15 protein-coding genes are annotated in these 16,649 nt (G+C 41.3%); 9 read left to right on the forward strand and 6 right to left on the reverse strand.

Annotated elements, in window-relative coordinates; genetic code table 11:
- Positions 1 to 66 precede the first annotated feature (66 nt).
- The 3 genes from J7R12_RS01970 to J7R12_RS01980 are packed head-to-tail and all read left to right on the forward strand — an operon-like array spanning position 67 to position 3,189.
- Positions 67 to 480: a F0F1 ATP synthase subunit epsilon gene (locus J7R12_RS01970; RefSeq protein ID WP_126601909.1), complete on the forward strand. Its 414-nt coding sequence runs from the start codon at positions 67 to 69 to the stop codon at positions 478 to 480.
- Between the two features lie 24 nt (positions 481 to 504).
- Positions 505 to 2,136: an MFS transporter gene (locus tag J7R12_RS01975; protein ID WP_126601907.1), complete on the forward strand. Its 1,632-nt coding sequence runs from the start codon at positions 505 to 507 to the stop codon at positions 2,134 to 2,136.
- Positions 2,137 to 2,184: 48 nt separating this feature from the next.
- Complete coding sequence (locus tag J7R12_RS01980; protein WP_126601905.1) at positions 2,185 to 3,189, forward strand: HlyD family secretion protein; 1,005 nt, start codon at positions 2,185 to 2,187, stop codon at positions 3,187 to 3,189.
- A gap of 484 nt (positions 3,190 to 3,673) precedes the next feature.
- Here the strand turns inward: J7R12_RS01980 and J7R12_RS01985 are convergent, their stop codons facing one another.
- Positions 3,674 to 3,958 carry a hypothetical protein gene (locus tag J7R12_RS01985; RefSeq protein WP_126601903.1) on the reverse strand — a complete coding sequence of 95 codons (285 nt, stop codon included), beginning with the start codon at positions 3,956 to 3,958 and terminating at the stop codon, positions 3,674 to 3,676.
- A gap of 239 nt (positions 3,959 to 4,197) precedes the next feature.
- Here J7R12_RS01985 and ispG point away from each other — a divergent pair, with 239 nt between their 5' ends.
- Positions 4,198 to 5,439, forward strand: a complete 1,242-nt coding sequence (ispG, locus tag J7R12_RS01990) for a flavodoxin-dependent (E)-4-hydroxy-3-methylbut-2-enyl-diphosphate synthase (RefSeq protein WP_126601901.1) — start codon at positions 4,198 to 4,200, stop codon at positions 5,437 to 5,439.
- 464 nt (positions 5,440 to 5,903) lie between these two features.
- On the opposite strand, the gene J7R12_RS01995 is transcribed toward ispG, so the two are convergent.
- Positions 5,904 to 6,806: a polyprenyl synthetase family protein gene (locus J7R12_RS01995; RefSeq protein ID WP_126601899.1), complete on the reverse strand. Its 903-nt coding sequence runs from the start codon at positions 6,804 to 6,806 to the stop codon at positions 5,904 to 5,906.
- A 383-nt stretch (positions 6,807 to 7,189) separates the two neighbouring features.
- On the opposite strand from J7R12_RS01995, the gene rpmF reads away from it, so the two are divergent.
- Positions 7,190 to 7,369, forward strand: coding sequence for a 50S ribosomal protein L32 (rpmF, locus tag J7R12_RS02000; protein WP_126601897.1), 180 nt, complete (start codon positions 7,190 to 7,192; stop codon positions 7,367 to 7,369).
- A 519-nt stretch (positions 7,370 to 7,888) separates the two neighbouring features.
- On the opposite strand, the gene J7R12_RS02005 is transcribed toward rpmF, so the two are convergent.
- From J7R12_RS02005 to J7R12_RS02015, 3 genes are all read right to left on the reverse strand, one after another.
- On the reverse strand, positions 7,889 to 8,470 hold the full coding sequence (locus tag J7R12_RS02005) for a CarD family transcriptional regulator (RefSeq protein ID WP_126601895.1): 582 nt from the start codon (positions 8,468 to 8,470) through the stop codon (positions 7,889 to 7,891).
- 305 nt (positions 8,471 to 8,775) lie between these two features.
- Positions 8,776 to 9,114 carry a ferredoxin FdxA gene (gene fdxA, locus J7R12_RS02010; RefSeq protein ID WP_126601893.1) on the reverse strand — a complete coding sequence of 113 codons (339 nt, stop codon included), beginning with the start codon at positions 9,112 to 9,114 and terminating at the stop codon, positions 8,776 to 8,778.
- Between the two features lie 18 nt (positions 9,115 to 9,132).
- Complete coding sequence (locus J7R12_RS02015; RefSeq protein ID WP_126601891.1) at positions 9,133 to 10,680, reverse strand: hypothetical protein; 1,548 nt, start codon at positions 10,678 to 10,680, stop codon at positions 9,133 to 9,135.
- A gap of 549 nt (positions 10,681 to 11,229) precedes the next feature.
- Here J7R12_RS02015 and J7R12_RS02020 point away from each other — a divergent pair.
- A complete protein-coding gene (locus J7R12_RS02020) occupies positions 11,230 to 12,141 on the forward strand; it encodes an RNA polymerase factor sigma-32 (protein ID WP_126601889.1) in 912 nt (303 codons plus the stop codon).
- Positions 12,142 to 12,321: 180 nt separating this feature from the next.
- On the opposite strand, the gene J7R12_RS02025 is transcribed toward J7R12_RS02020, so the two are convergent.
- Positions 12,322 to 13,866, reverse strand: coding sequence for a M48 family metalloprotease (locus J7R12_RS02025; protein ID WP_126601887.1), 1,545 nt, complete (start codon positions 13,864 to 13,866; stop codon positions 12,322 to 12,324).
- A gap of 135 nt (positions 13,867 to 14,001) precedes the next feature.
- Here J7R12_RS02025 and J7R12_RS02030 point away from each other — a divergent pair, with 135 nt between their 5' ends.
- The 3 genes from J7R12_RS02030 to J7R12_RS02040 all read left to right on the forward strand — a co-directional run.
- Positions 14,002 to 14,637, forward strand: coding sequence for a thiamine diphosphokinase (locus tag J7R12_RS02030; RefSeq protein ID WP_126601885.1), 636 nt, complete (start codon positions 14,002 to 14,004; stop codon positions 14,635 to 14,637).
- Between the two features lie 101 nt (positions 14,638 to 14,738).
- Positions 14,739 to 15,155, forward strand: coding sequence for a hypothetical protein (locus tag J7R12_RS02035; RefSeq protein ID WP_126601883.1), 417 nt, complete (start codon positions 14,739 to 14,741; stop codon positions 15,153 to 15,155).
- A partial coding sequence (locus J7R12_RS02040; RefSeq protein WP_208439029.1) for an ABC-F family ATP-binding cassette domain-containing protein occupies positions 15,155 to 16,649 on the forward strand: 1,495 nt, incomplete at its 3' end. The genes J7R12_RS02035 and J7R12_RS02040, both read left to right, overlap by 1 nt.

Raw genomic sequence — 16,649 nt, forward strand, 5'->3', positions numbered from 1 at the left:
GTGTGTAACGAATGCTTGTTGTAGAAAGGACAAGAGGTCTTTATCTCGAGCTTCGTGGAGGTTACTATGGAAAACAATAGAGTAGAGTGTTTTTTATTTGAGCTTGTGTCGCCTGAGAAACTTGTGTTTTCAGAACAAGCGATCTCTGTTGTTCTTCCTTCAGCATCAGGGGCTCTAACAGTTATGGCGCATCATGCGCCTTTGGTAGCAAGCATTGTTTTGGGGAGTGTTCGTGTCCTCACTTCTTCAGGGGAAAAGCTGTTTGCTGTTTGCGGGGGCGTTGCAAATATTACCTTTTCAGGTTGTTCACTTTTGGTAGAAAAAGTGGTGGCGGTTGAGCATCTTTCTTTTGATGCCTTGGAACAGCAGATTTTGCAGGTTCGAGCGACATTAGAAGGCATTTCAAGTGATGAGGCAAATCGTAAGGTAGAAGAGCTTTTTCATCAACTGGCAGCTGGTGCTGGGGTGATAGAGGCGTAAAGGGATTATACAGGAAAAGGCGACATGAGCGGAAAAAAAAGTACGGTTATGTCTGCTAAAAAAGGAGGGAAGCCTTTCCCTCATCCAGGTCGTGTTTTTGCAGGGCCCTTGCCAAAATGTTTTGTTTATATTTTTGCCTCTCTTATTCTGCAATGGGCTTATGGCTTAGGGGCCAATGTTGTTCAGTCTAACATTGTGCATCTTACTGGCGATTTCCACGCAACTCTGACAGAAACCACATGGTTGGTTGCTGCCTATATGGCACCAAATGTGAGTGTTGCGATCATGTTGATCAAAATCCGCTACCAATTTGGCCTTCGTGCTTTTGCCGAATTATCAATCCTTGGCTTCGTTTTGGTTTGTGTTTTACAGCTCTTTGTGACGGATTTGCGTTCCGCGCTGATTATTCGCTTTTTTGCTGGTATTGCTGCCGCCCCTTTGGCTTCGCTTGCACTTCTTTATATGATGGAAGCTTTTGCACCAGCAAAAAAGTTTACTGTTGCTCTGAGTTTGAATTATATGAATGCGGCTTTAGCTGTTCCTCTCTCGCGTTTGATTTCACCTGATTTACTGGAAAATGGTGGGTTTTCTAGTCTTTCTGCACTGGAAATGGGACTGGTTCTTATCAGTTTGGGTTGTATTTTTTCTCTTCCACTTACCCCTGTTGTTCGTAATAAGGTCATTCAGAAATTAGATTGGCTAAGCTACAGCTTGATTGCATTTGGCTTGGGGCTTAATGCAGTGGTTATGTCTGTTGGTATATTATATTGGTGGTATGAAGCACCATGGATTGGTTGGGGACTTGCGCTTGCTGTTTCTTCTTTGGTTATTGCAATTATTATTGAACTGAATAGAGAAAAACCATTAATTGATTTACGCTGGCTTTTCAGTAAAGAAATGCTCCAATCTGTTCTCATTTTATTTGTTTTTCACGTGTTCTTATTAGAGCGATCAAATTTAGCAGCAGGTTTTTTTAGCCTTTTTGGTTTGTTTAATCGTGAGATGGCACCCATGTATCTTGCGGTTGTAGGGGGTGTGCTTTTGGGAGGAGCCGTTTGTGTTCTTTTTTTACGTGAGGGACGTGAGGATTATTTTTATTTATTATCTTTGGGTTGTTTGGCGCTTGGTGCTTATTTAGATAGTTATGTCAATCATTTAACGCGCCCACAAGATATGATGTTGAGTCAAGGGTTGGTGAGTTTTAGTTACGCGCTTTTTTTACCTCCTGCTCTGTCGAGGGGGTTTGTGATAGCCGGTGTGCGAGGACCGCGTTACGTTTTGAGTTTTATTGCTATTTTTCTGCTGACACAAGTTACAGGCGGGTTGATGGGGTCAGCTTTTTTTGGCAGTCTGCAGTTTTTTTTCGCTCATAAGAATTTTGAGTCTTTAACACAAAATATTGTTATTACGGATCCGCTTATTTCAGGGGAGGTTAATACCTTATTTTCGTCCTCTTATAGTGTTTCCCTTCCCAATGTTTTAGCGGATGGGCAAGGAGCAAATAAACTACTCATTGAAAAGTTTAAGTTAACAGCAAATATTTTCGCTTATGGAGATGTTTTTCGACTTTATTTTTATATTGCAATGGGTGTATTTGCTATTTTTCTTGTTAAAATATTTGTCAAGTCATGCTCTTTGCCCAGATGCAAAAAGTAGGGCGATGCCCATGGTAGGGTAATATCATAAAAGAGAGGGATGCAAAAAATGATAAAATTACTACGGTCAAAAGCGACGCTTATTGCATTCTTCTCTGGGGTTATTGGTGTTTTATTAATTTTATGGGCTTGGAAACTTCCTCCTTTTGTTAGCACCATTCAAATGACCGATAATGCTTCCATTAAGGGGAATGTGATCTTAGTGAGTTCACGGACCTCTGGAGTGATTTCACGGATTTATGTGCAAGATTATCAACGCGTTGAAAAGGGAATGCTTCTCTTTGAACTCGATGATTCTCTTTTTCGTCAACAACTTGCAAGGGCACAGGCTGTTCTGGATGCAAAAAATGCAAAACTTGAAAGTGTTGTCTTTCAGGATAAGCTTTTGCAAGGGGAAATTAATACAGCAGAAGCAGAATTGGCGCGATCGCGTGCATTTACCAATGTTCTTCCTGAAAGCAAGAAACTCGGTTTTGGTGATGCTAGCAATGCCGTTTCTCGTCCTCTTTCCCAATTGTTGGCAGCACTTGAAACAAAACGGCAATTGCAAAAACAATTAGATCTTGAACGGAAAAATTTAGAGTCAGAGGTTGCAGAAGCAAAAGTTGGTGTTGAATTGGCTAAGCTCAATTTGGAGCATACGAAGATTTTATCTCCTAGAACAGGAACTGTTGGATTGGTTGGTGCGCGGGTAGGACAATATGTTTTGCCTGGTACGCAATTGGTGTCGGTCATTTCTAATGATGTTTGGGTTATCGCCAATTATAAGGAAACACAGCTTTCTCAAATGCGTGTGGGGCAACCGGTTATTTTCTCTGTTGATGCACTGGACAATAAAAAATTAACAGGGCGTGTGGTTCGTTTTGCACCCGCAACAGGTTCAGAATTTTCCCTCTTAAAAACAGATACAACAATTGGAAATTTTATTAAAATTGCGCAACGTATTTCGGTGCATATTGCTTTAGATCCTGGACAAGAGGGGATTGAAAAACTCATCCCTGGAATGTCTGTCGTCACCTATGTGGATACTTCACAACGCGCTTCTGGAGGTTAAGATTTTGGGCTTTTTAACTTTGATTTTTATCCCTTTTAATTATAGTAAGTGGGCATTCACTTTAGAAGATTTTGTTTGGTATGTTATGCTTCATCTCTTTAAATTCTTATATGCTGTGCTGTAAAATATTGTCCTTTAGGATCTTTAGAGGCATATTCATGCATCTTAAAGAGGCAGTGTTTTTTTGTCTCAACGTTGTGCAGAACTGTAAAGTTGAAGAGAAGAGGTAAGGACTGAATTTGTCTTATGTGCCTGTGAAGTGAATTCACTCAAGGGCGTTGTGGAATCCACGAGGAGAGACCAATCGATCATCAGATTGGTCTTAAAATATTCTCATTTTTTAGAATGAGAAGGAGATCTATTTTAGACAAAATGATGATGGTGTTTTGTCACCTTTTGTTGAAGCTATAGAAAAATGCCCGACTCAAAGAAGCATTAAAGGGCTGGGACGATCATTAAGAGGCTGGTTGTTGGGGTTGTGTTGTTAATTTTTGCGCATCAGCAAGAAGCTTGCTAAAACGATGCTTGCGGCTAATGCAATGGTTTTTTTAGGATTTTCTTTGGCTTTTTTCTTCCATTGTGTCGCATGTTCATTAAGGTGGTAAAGTGCATGCTGGCCTTTTTGTTTCCATGTGTCAAGCGTATCAGAGATGGTCTCAAAGCTGCTGTTGTTGGAATGCCATGGGCTCGTGGAGCTCAGTTCATTTTTTAATTGTGCAATGCGTTTTTTAATTTTAGCATTTTTGGAGTGGGTCGAAAATAGACACATCTGTTGACTCCTTTATATTTTATAGTGTTTTACGACAGTTGAAATGATATTCAGGGTTTTTGTATAACGGCTTGATGATGGAAAGGTTGCATTGATTGCATTGCTTGTTGGCATGTGAGAGCAGGTGGAAGTTTTGGTACGATGTGGCAATTTTCTTTTATTCCTTTTTAAAATTGTACTATGGCAGGCGTTGCCATAATGATGATCAAGAGCGCTGTTTTTGAAAATTTGAGGATTTGATGAGCACAACCTATTCTTTCTCTAAACCTCTTGAGCGCCGCCGATCTGTTGCGGTTGCAGTTGGTGATGTGATGGTTGGTGGTTTGAGCCCCATAGTTGTGCAGTCAATGACAAATACTGATACTGCTGATGTTGATGCAACTGTTGCGCAAGTTGCTGCCCTTTGGCAAGCAGGTTCGCAATTGGTTCGGATTACCGTTGATCGTGATGAAGCTGCTGCTGCTGTGCCAAAAATACGAGAACGATTGGAGCGGTTAGGCTTTTTTGTGCCATTGGTGGGGGACTTTCATTATATTGGTCATAAGCTATTATCAGATCATCCTTCTTGCGCTGAAGCGCTTGCAAAATATCGCATTAATCCTGGAAATGTTGGTTTTGGTGTGAAAAAGGATCGGCAATTTGCGGAAATTATCGAAATTGCTTGTCGGTATCGAAAACCTATTCGTATTGGTGTGAATTGGGGTTCTCTTGATAATGTATTATTGACACGGCTTATGGATGAAAATGCACAACAGGAAAATCCCTTATCTGTTGTTGAGGTTATGCGGGAAACTGTTGTTCAATCGGCTTTGCTTTCGGCTGCTTTCGCTGAAGAGTTGGGTTTGGGACGTGATCGCATTATTCTTTCTGCCAAAGTGAGTGATGTTCAAGATCTCATTGCTGTTTACTGCTCTTTAGCAGAGCGTTGTGATTATGCGCTCCATTTGGGATTGACAGAAGCAGGGATGGGAACAAAGGGGGTGGTTGCTTCTTCCGTAGCTTTGGGGATTTTGTTACAGCAAGGAATTGGCGATACAATTCGTATTTCATTAACACCTGAACCCGGTGGAGATCGGACACGAGAAGTGAGGGTGGGGCAAGAACTTTTGCAAGTGATGGGGTTTCGGCAATTTTTGCCTGTTGTGGCCGCTTGTCCTGGATGTGGTCGTACGACCTCCACAGTGTTTCAGCAATTGGCACAAAAAATTGAAGCGGATTTATACAAAAATATGCCCCTCTGGCGTGAAAAATACCCTGGGGTTGAAAGTTTAAAGGTTGCAGTGATGGGATGTATCGTAAATGGACCGGGAGAATCAAAACATGCCGATATTGGAATTTCATTGCCTGGAATGGGAGAAAGTCCAGCGGCACCTGTTTTTATTGAGGGCCAAAAGGTAAAGACTTTGCGTGGCAATCATATTGCTGAGGAATTTGAATCTCTTTTAAGTGACTATATTCATAAACGCTTTGGAAAAGAGTGAAACAAAACTGCTGTTTATCATGGACATCCCGTTGATTTATCATGAGAATTCCTTGTTTTTCAACGTGAATAATAACGCCAAATAGACGAAGATTGTCTTATCTTGAATCCTTTAAAATTACTTGATTGCACGCCATAAACGGAGTTTTTATGGAAGATAAGACACTGAAAAGGAAGTAGAATGTTTTTCATGAAGGCTCATGAGAGGGATGCTGTAACATTGAGAACTAGCAAATAAAATAATGGAGACCAGTTTGTTTCTTCACAAAGGGAAGATGGTGGTGCTCAATGGTTTTACGGTTATACCCTTCATAGATTCTATCGTGATATAGACTTTTGTGCCTTGAGAAAGGTTTATTAAACTTGAGAAATGTTTCTTAAAAAGTGCGTGAATTGACACAGAGAACAGCTTTTGTTTTGCAGAGCTATCTTCTGGTGTTTTGCTGTTGGTAAAACAGGGAGCTGTTAATTTTTGCGCGTTGCACTAAAATGGGCTGCTTGTTGGAGTGGTTTTGCTTTTTCACCAAATGGGCGTAGCAATGATTCTGCTTTAGCAATCAGTTCGTCTCGTTTTTTTTGCGTTTCTTGAATGCCATAAAGACGAACAAAGGTAGCTTTTTGAGCTGTTTCATCTTTACCAGCAGTTTTGCCTAAAACTTCACTGCTGGCGGTCACATCCAGAAGATCATCTGTTAATTGAAAGGCTAAACCAAGATATGTTCCAAAAGCAGCAAGTTTTTCCGTTAATTCTTGAGGCGCATTGCCGATGATTGCTCCTGCTTGGCAGGCAAAGCTTATAAGGGCGGCTGTTTTCATGCGTTGGAGAGTCATAATATTGGTGCTCTCTTGCGATGTTTTTTCTGCTTCAAGGTCAAGCATTTGGCCGCCTATCATACCGCCAAGTCCTGCGGATTGTGCAAGAACTGTCATCAGTTTTATTCTCGTTTCAAAGGAGAGTGCAAAGGCTTTATGGGAAATGATTTCAAAGGCAAATGTCAAAAGAGCATTGCCCGCTAGAATTGCTGTTGCTTCATCAAATGCTTTGTGGACGGTGGGTTGTCCACGCCGAAGTGTGTCATTATCCATGGCTGGGAGATCATCATGAATGAGCGAGTAACAGTGTACACATTCTAAGGCACATGCAACATCAAGAGAGTGTTCAGGAGGGATATCAAAAAGTGCTCCACTTTGAATGACCAAAAAAGGACGCAAGCGTTTTCCACCATTTAAGACACCATAGCGCATGGCTTTGAGGAGGATTTCAGGACGGGCAATTTCACCATTTTCGATTTTGTTGCTTAATAACGCATCAAGTCGCTTTTCAATGCTACGACCATGTTGTGCAAGAAGGGTGGTAAATTCGTGCATTCTTGCTTCCTTTATTTTTGCAAACTGAAGTAAAAAGAGAAAAGTGTCGTTTTTTCTTCTTTTAAACAATCTGCGTCGTTTTTTTATTAAAAAATCAATTTCTTTTTTGATCTTTAAGGCATACTGTATGCGGGTGCTGTCTTAAAGCCAAATAAAAAATGACGTGAAAATCTCATTAAAAGCTTTTCATCAAGGTGTAAAATGGTCAATTTTGAGCGTAACTTTATCATGTTTGTATCTTTTTTCATGAAGGTGCTGTCATTTTGACATTGCCTCTTCTTTCTTATCAGTGTATAAGACTGCTAGATTTTCTGATGTTATGGAAAGGCTGTATCATTTTTGATACTGCCTGTTCTTTTTTAGTGGATTTGGAGTGTCTCTTTATGGCTGTACCTAAACGAAAAACCTCTCCATCAAAGCGAGGTATGCGCCGTTCGGCTGATGCCCTTAAGGCGCCGACTTATATCGAGGATAAAAATTCTGGTGAACTGCGTCGTCCCCATCATATCGATTTGAAAACTGGGATGTATCGCGGGCGTCAGGTTTTACCTGCTAAAGATTGAAATTCTTCTCTCTATCAGTGGTAAGATTTATTTGATTCCACAAATAAGTTATATGCATAAACAGAGTATGCTGTTCGATATTCTTTTCAATGGGGATTTGAAAAGAAAGTTTTCCCTTTTGGTCATGCGATGGATTTTATGGCTTCTTTCTCTTCTCGCCTGTTAGAGAGCTCCTTTTTATTGCCTGATAAATGACTTGAAGGATTTTTGTGCGCTATGGCGTATGCTGAGAGAGTGTGGTAAAAGCTTCTCCCTCGAGGAATTCGGCTCCGGACAAGTATTTTCCTCAATCACGCATATGCATTGAGAGTTCCAAAAGGGCAATCGGAATATCAAATTTTACCATGAGATATAAGGCTGTGATGCCAATTATATCACGCTCATTCCACCAATAATAGAGTGTTGAATAACAACATTTGGCAGGCTTCTAACTTCTTTTGTCACGAAAAATGCATGAATTATAAAACAAAACCAGCAGAGCGCCGGTTTTGTTGTGATAAAAATATCTTAGTCTAATGATTATGCAGCATAAACATTACCGTTTGCATTTTTTTCATCTCTCTCAGATTTAAATTCATGCTTTGGTTTGTTTGAGAGATGCATCTCTATAAGATTGATAGCTTCTGTTTCAGAAAGATTATTAATAACAGCTATTTCACGCGCCATCCGCTCAAGTGCGGCGGTATAAAGTTGACGCTCAGAATAAGATTGTTCAGGCTGCACGTTCGAGCGAAAAAGATCACGCACCACTTCAGCGATACAAATAAGATCTCCCGAATTGATTTTCGCATCATATTCTTGCGCACGGCGTGACCACATGGTTCGTTTAACGCGTGCTTTTCCGTGTAAGATTTTTAAGGCGCGTTCAACGGAATCACCAGCGGATAGTTTGCGCATTCCAACGGAAATGGCTTTAGCAATGGGCACTTTGACGTCCATTTTATCTTTTGCAAAATGAATGACAAAGAGTTTTAATTTATGTCCTGCAACTTCTTGATCTTCAATCGCAATAATCTGGCCTACTCCATGGCTAGGGTAGACGATATATTCAGAGGTTGCAAATCCTTTAGCATTGGAGGACGTTCCGTGCTGGGATGCCATATCTTAGTTTACTCCCTTTATGACCAATAAATGTACCGGAAAACAGGCTATAAACCTGAGGGTTGAGTGCTCTTTAACCAAGTATATTATACTAATTGAATGAGCATAAAAGCTGAGTACTTTTAAATCCAACAAAAATAAATTGCTTTATAAAAATAAAGCAAAAAACAATACTTAGAAAGATGACCATGTTAAAATAATATTAACACCAAACTTTAAAAGAATCAATCATTTCGCTTAAGAATTTTTCTTTTTAAAAAAGAATGTTCTCAACTTTTTGGGGGAGCAGAAGAGGGCTTATAGAGTTATTCGCTACTTCCTGGATTTTCTGAAAAATACTTTTCTAATTTATTGGCAACGCCATCCATTTCTTTTGCTTGAGGAAGAGGATCTTTTCGGGTGGTTAAGTTAGGCCATTTGTTCGCATAATGAAGATTAAGCTCTAACCATTTCTCTAGACCTGGTTCTGTATCAGGTTTAATAGCTTCCGCTGGGCATTCTGGCTCGCAGACACCGCAATCGATACATTCATCGGGATGAATGACAAGCATATTTTCGCCTTCATAAAAACAATCAACAGGGCAAACTTCAACGCAATCTGTATATTTGCAATGAATGCAGTTGTCGGTTACTACATAGGCCAAGATCGAACTCCATCTTTTTTAATGATCTTTAGAAGAAACTGTATGGGGGTCTTTATCCTTCGTGAGTTGATCGCGTAGCGCAGCTAATTTTGCAAAAGGAGAATCAGGATTAGGGCGTTTTTCTTTTTGAAAGGATTTATGATTGGCACGCTTGGTAAGGGGTTTATGAGACTTATAAGAGTGTTTCCCGTGTGATACGTTTTCTTGAGGGGTGGTTTCATTTGCGTTTCCCCCTTTTTTGAAAGCCTTTTTCGGTTTGTTTTGTCCCCTGTGCCCCGATTTATCACGTTTTTTGTGTGCAGAGTGGTGAAATTGAGGATGATAACGCCACAATAAAATAACTTTCTCTTCTGCTGTAGTGCGTTTTTGTTTGGCAAAATCACCAACAGGTTCAGCCGCCGGTAAGCAATTTGTGCTCCCTTGCTGTGTTTTAACACAAGGAGACGAAGTTTCTTCCTCTCCTGCTGTTTTTGAGGCTTTCATCGTTTGCCATTGATCACCAACACATTCTGCTGCTGGAATATGTTGTGTACGCATCCTTGTATGAGCAGAGCTTTGCTGTGCAAGAAGATGTTGTTCAAAAACAGTATTGCTTATGGGTTGCGATTGATAGCCAAGCCCTTTAAGAATTTCTTCCATATCGGTTCCATTGGCCCCAAGAATGGACATCATTGCGGATGTGACAAAAAAACTTTTGCCATCATAGGCGCCATCGGGCTTTGGTTCACTCCCTTGTTTCCAATGAAGCGTGGGGCGTATCAGGTTGGCAAGGCGTTCTAAAATATCAATGCGTACAGCACGTTGCCCTAAGATTCGATAACCGGCTAATTGATAAAATTGGCGATTATAGGTAGGATCCACAGCTAGGGAAGTGCGTCCAGCAGCTAACGCGGAAAAAATTTCACCCATACCCGTTTGATCATGCCCCTCATTTTGAAGGCTCCACAACAGCGTAATTGCTTGGACAGGAGCGGGTTTAAGTATTGCTGCAACATAGACGTGAAAAGCGCCAAAACGAACCCCAAGTTGCCGCAGAACTGCACGCGATTCTTGGTCAAGATTTTTTACAACGGTGGCAACTTCTCGACGTGGTAATATTCCTAAAGCGTTGACAAGTTGTAAGGCAAGACCGCTTGTTGAATCCGTCAAGCTATCGGCATTGCGCAAATCAAATAGCGGCTTTAAAGCCGTTTCAAAATGAAAAGTAACAAAACGCTCTAACCGTTTTATCACATTATCCCGCGCTTCTCCCATTAATTGCGTATCTGCTAAAACAATGAGTTTGGGTTTTAAAAAATCTTCCGTTGCAACAAGTTGCCCTACAGGTTGACCAATCCAGCGCACAATTCCATCAGAACTGAGTGTAAAATCTCCATTAGCAGAAGCACAAAAACGCGCTGCACGTTTAGAAAAAGCAAGAACTAAATTTTCATTATCGGCTGAATTTTGTCTCTCAGTGGTTTGATCGGTCTGGTTTTTGTTAGCATAAAAACGAAAACCTTCAAACTTACCATTTCCATTTTTTTCAATAAGAATATCATTCTGTGGAACAATCTTGCTATCCATGATCAATTTCTTTCTCAGTGCAACACACTGGTAAAAAGCTTATTCTTTACAATCCTATCATTGTGTTGCTCCTTTAACACGTTTGTTACGTTTGCTTCAATCATTCTTGTCGTTTTTTGATGCTTTAATTTGCGCTATTTCCTTTTTCATTCATGTTTCATTCATTCGGTATGCTTTATACGCATCACACCTGTTGATTGTATTGCCATGCTGTAAGCGTAAAATGATTCCTTCATGAAAAAGGCAAGATGAGTCGAAATGTAAAAAAACAGTCTTTGGTTCGGCTGATCATTTTATTTAAGGAATGTTGTTTTTGTACACTCGCGCATTTCTTACCGGTGAGGGACATAGAGCAGAGTGTTTTTTGTTCATGAATCGGTGTCTTTTAACAAGAAGTTTTACAATTACCATAAAAAAACAATTGCGATTATAAATTTACACGTTAAAGTAGTGGCAAATGCAAGCAAGCAACTTTTACGTTCTTTTTGAGAAAGAATAATGATGTCGTTACCAAATCAATTTTGATATTTTTAATCGCAAGGGGTTATTATGGGTAATCTTTCAAATGCTGTTTATAAAAGCAGCAAAAATTATAGCGACGCAGACAAAAGCTTGGGACGTAATATGATGCGTTCCGCTATGCAAGCGCCTTATCTTGAACGAGAAAAAGAACATGATTTGGCTCTGCGATGGAAAGACAAACGTGATGATGAAGCTATGCATCAAATTGCAGCAGCGCATATGCGTTTGGTCATTGCGATTGCTAACCGTTTTAAACGTTTCAAAATGCCATTGGGGGATCTGGTGCAAGAGGGGTATGTGGGCCTGCTAGAAGCTGCTGCGCGTTTCGAGCCTGATAGGGAGGTGCGTTTTTCGACTTATGCAACATGGTGGATACGCGCTTCTATTCAAGATTATATTTTACGAAATTGGTCTATTGTTCGAGGAGGAACCAGTTCTTCGCAAAAAGCACTTTTCTTTAATCTTCGGCGTTTGCGGGCCAAATTGGTGCAGGATGATAGTGCTCTTTCAAAACAAGATATCTTTCGCACAATCGCTGAAAAACTTGGTGTTTCCGTGCGTGATGTTGAAACCATGGATTTTCGTTTTTCGAGTTCTGATAATTCTTTGAGTGTTTCTGTTTCTGAAAACAGCGATAATCCCGTTGCTAAAATGGATGCTCTTGTGGATGATAGTCCTCTTCCTGATGCGTTAATTGAGCAAGTGATTGATGGTCAACGGCGCACACAATGGCTTTACGATGCATTGCAAATTCTTAATGAACGCGAGCTTGAAATTATTCGGTTCCGTCGTTTGAATGAAGAGGGAGCCACCTTAGAAGTTTTGGGTGAGAAGTTGGGAATCTCAAAAGAGCGGGTGCGCCAAATTGAAGCACGGGCTTTGCAAAAGTTACGCTCCGCCTTGCTTACCGTCAATCCAGCAGATGCTTATGATGTGTAAATGCTTGAGAGTTTCTCGAGAAAATCTGGATTGGGTATGGAATATTAGGGGGAGGAAAAGTGCACGAGTGAAACTGGTTTTAAAGGTTAAGCAGATTTTTGTAGAAGATGTCTCACCGAGCCAAGGGATAAGGGGGGAGGAGGGAATCAAGAGTGCAGAAAATCATGAAGAAAGGTGAAGCTACTCTGTGATAATTTTAACATTTGACCCTATCCGTAAAGTTTGGGTGGGGGAAAGAGCATTGAGAATGCGAAAGAATTTTTCTTTATCTGCTGTAGTGTGCATTTGATTTGCAAGGTTTGCAACAGATTCTCCCTGTTTAACGCGTACAATACGGATCTTTAAGGGTTTCAGTTTTTTTAACTGTGATGAGGAAAGGAAATGAAAACTTTGTACTGTTTTTTCAACAACCTCTTTAAAGTTTTGAGAATTATGCGGAGCAGCTGTCAAAAAACGAAACACGCGATTGTTGCGGAGAATAACAGTGACATCAAATTGCCACTGTTCATTGGTGGCACGGGCGTGAGCTCCAGGGAATCCTTGAATGGTGATTGGTTGGACAGATGATTCATCTAGTCCTGCAATCCATCCACTTTTCAGATAATCACATGCAGACATTTTAATGGGACGTGAGAGGGCATCAAAACGAATGGCAATTTTATCTGGTCCACTTGCCCAAGCTGTGTGCACTGAATTTTCTATTATAAAATTGTTTGGAACGGAAAAAGTGATGCGCAATTGCGGGTGAATAAATTGGTTTGCACGCACAAAGCCCGTATGAAAACTGCCGCCAAAAATCATACCATCAAGGTTTTTCAGAAAAGAATCACGATCAGTGGTTTCCATGGGAGCTGTACTGATTTTGCGTGCTTTTTTTATTGCAAGGCGAATCCGTTGTGGGGTGGTTGGATGGGTTGCTAGAAAGTCTAATGAGGCATTTGGGGTGCCTGCGATATTACGAAAAACTCTATATGTTTCCATTGTTTGGAGAAAACGCGGGGATGCAAAGGGATCATATCCTGCTTGTTTAAGCATATCGAGTGCAAGTGAATCGGCTTGTAATTCCTGATTGCGTGAAAATTGCGCAATTTGTTGCTTGTGTTCAATAGGCGATTTTTTTTCTGCGTGAGAGAAAAGCCGCGGTGATGTGTGATTTGCTCTCTTCAATTCGGCTGCTTTTTGTAGGCGTAAAATACCATGTTTTGCGGTAATATGAGCTATTTCATGGGCTAAAATGGCTGCAACTTCTGAAGAATCATTAGCTAATGCCAGCATACCACGTGTGATGTAAATAAAGCCTCCTGGAAGCGCAAAGGCATTGACACCTTCGGAGTTTAAAATTGTTACAGAATAGTTTTGCTGAGAATTGTGTGACACAGCAGTGAGTTTTTGCACAATCTTTGCTAATAAGCGATCAAGTTTTGCATCATAATAGGCTCCGCCATAGAGTTGCAAAATACGCCGGTGTTGTATCGTGCTTAATGTGACATAAGTATTGTTGTTGCTGGTACGTTTAATTGTTTCAGAAGAATCTAAAGAAGAAAGCGTATTGTTATGGGAAAGATGTGTATGACAAGCAGAAAGGAGAAGCATGAAGCTTAGGAGAGTTGCTTTATAGATTTTGGGGCGAAAAGAAAAAGCGCGTTGAAGAATGGAGTGTCGAAAGATCTGGTGTCTTTGACTATTTTGCCTCTTATTTTCTGCGTGTATTGTGGTGACGTTCATTGGTGTCTTTAGGATGTGTTATTTTACAATAAAGAAGCTTTTGAAAAGGATTCTTTTGCCTATATCACGGTTATTGTCTATAAAAAACGGCTATTTTTATAATAAAGGGAAACAGTACGAAAGGCAGAGTATGGCATGACAACATTTACAATATTGTTAAATGGAGATGTTTGTGTCACGGATCGTTTGCGCAATCAAATTCGCGACAGTCGTGTGATTGCTGCTGATGGTGGAATGCGTCATGCTGCAGCGCTGAATGTGATGCCTGAGTTGTGGTTGGGGGATTTTGATTCGTCTGATCAGGCTTTAAGAGACAAATATCGTCATGTTCCCTGTGAGGTTTTTCCCTCTGATAAAGATATGACGGATTGTGCTTTGGCATGTGAGAGAGCTCTGCGAAATGGTGCCCAAAAGCTTATTTTGTGTGGGGCTTTGGGAGGGGAAAGAAGTGATCATAGCCTTTCCCATATGACACAAGCTGTGATGATGGAAGAAAAGGGTATTTCAGTATTATTGACCAGTGGTCTTGAAGAGGGATGGCCGCTGTTGCCAAAGCCTTTTTCAGGTGATTTGCCTGAGGGGTGTTTGTTTAGTATTATCGGTTTTTCTGACTTACGAGAATTAACGCTCACAGGGGTGAAATGGCCGCTTTGTGGTAAGAATGTGTCTTTTGGGTCATCTTTAACACTTTCTAATCGGATTTGTGGAACCTTTTCTTGCCATTTAGGTTCTGGAAAAGCTATATTGTTGGCGTCTGTACCTATTCCATGAAGCTCTTCCGGTATATTTGAATAAGGCAGAGGGGGGCATAGTGAGGAAGTGCCGGTATAGAATATATTTATGTATTGATCTTGAGAAGGAAAGGTTTTCATATGTTGAAATCAATTTTGAAAGTAGCAGTTGTTTCTGCTATTGGTTTAAGTACGGTGGCATGTACGACAACTGATGAAAGAGTCGCGCGTTACGGTGTTGGGGGAGCAGCAATAGGCGCTTTGGCAGGAACAGCAATTGCTGGAAGTACACCGGAAGCAGCTTTGACCGGTGCAGCATTTGGTGCTTTGGCTGGAACAGTAACAGGTGTTGCTGCTAATCAGAGAAAACAGCAAAGACAGATGGCTATTCAGCAGTCAACACTGTGCGCATATCGTGATTATAGGGGACATGTTTATCAAGCGCCTTGTACTCAAAGAGTACGCACGCCCCATAAATCCCATACACCGCGTTTGTGCGTTTATCATGATGGAAGAGGTGTGATGTATAAGGCGCCTTGTCGTCGTCATGGGCGTTAATGGTGGTGCCGCTGCTGCGGCTTGACCGCATTTTCCTAACCTTTGGAACGACTCCTTTGCTCAACCAAGCTTGCTTATCGGTTGAGCAAGGGGCGCGTATCGCGCTGGTTGGCCGTAATGGTTGTGGGAAATCAACGCTGTTAAAAATTGCCGCGGGAATAAGAGAGCCTAATGGTGGTGAAATTTTTCGCCACCCTCGCGTTACTGTATGTTATGTCTCGCAAAATCCTGATTGTTCAGGCTTTGAAGATGTTCATGCCTTTGTGGAAGCTGGTCTGGGCAATACGCCTGATGTACAGTGGGTGAATACCCTTCGCACAAATCTTGGTTTTTCAGGAACCGAAAAATTGGCAACGCTTTCTGGTGGGGAAAAGCGGCGTGTTTCTTTGTTACGCGCTCTTGCTGCCAAACCAGATATTCTTCTCTTAGACGAACCAACCAATCATCTTGATTTACCAACTATTGAATGGCTTGAAGGCGCTTTAGGTGCTTTGCGTTCAGCTGTTGTGGTGATTTCCCATGACAGGCGCTTTTTAGAAAATGTCACACGTTCAACGCTCTGGCTTGATCGCGGTGTGACAAAAAGATTGGAAATGCGTTTTTCGCAGTTTGAGAATTGGCGTGATAAAGCACTTGAAGAGGAAGCGCTAGAGCAACATAAATTGGGGCGCCAAATTGTGCGTGAGGAGCAATGGTTGCGCTATGGAGTGACGGCTCGGCGTAAACGGAATGTACGGCGTTTGGGAGAGTTAAAAGAACTGAGACAGACTCACCAAACCTATAAAGGGCAACCGGGAAGTGCACTTTTCACAGCGGCTAAAAGTCATCATTCTGGTCAATTGGTGCTCGAAGCAAAGCGTATTTCAAAATCTTATGGTGATCGCACTCTTGTGAAAGATTTCTCTTTGCGTGTTCAGCGTGGAGACCGAATCGGTTTGGTTGGTCCCAATGGAATTGGAAAGACAACATTGCTTTCTACTCTGATTGGTAAGGAAGCGGTCGATAGTGGAACGGTGAAGCATGGATATAATCTTTCCATGGCACTGCTTGATCAACAGCGCATTTTAAATGAAGAAGAAACATTAGCGCAGTATCTCACCGGTGGGAGAGGCGATACTCTTTTGATCAATGGGCAAGAACGCCATGTCGTTTCTTATATGAAAGACTTTTTGTTTCTACCCGAACAAGCGCGGACACCTCTCAAAGAATTTTCAGGGGGAGAAAGAGCCCGCCTCATGCTTGCGCGCCTTCTTTCACGTCCAGCAAACTTTTTGATTCTTGATGAACCAACCAATGATTTGGATATGGAAACATTAGATTTGTTACAAGAATTTATCGCCGATTTTGCTGGAACAGTATTGTTGGTGAGCCATGACAGGGATTTCTTAGATCGAACTGTAACGCATATGTTGGCGCCTCAAGGGGATGGTCATTGGGTTTTATACGCTGGCGGTTATAGTGATATGATCGCGCAAAACAAGCAAGCTGCATGGG

The organism is Bartonella vinsonii subsp. vinsonii (assembly GCF_902825235.1).
Lineage (GTDB): Bacteria > Pseudomonadota > Alphaproteobacteria > Rhizobiales > Rhizobiaceae > Bartonella > Bartonella vinsonii.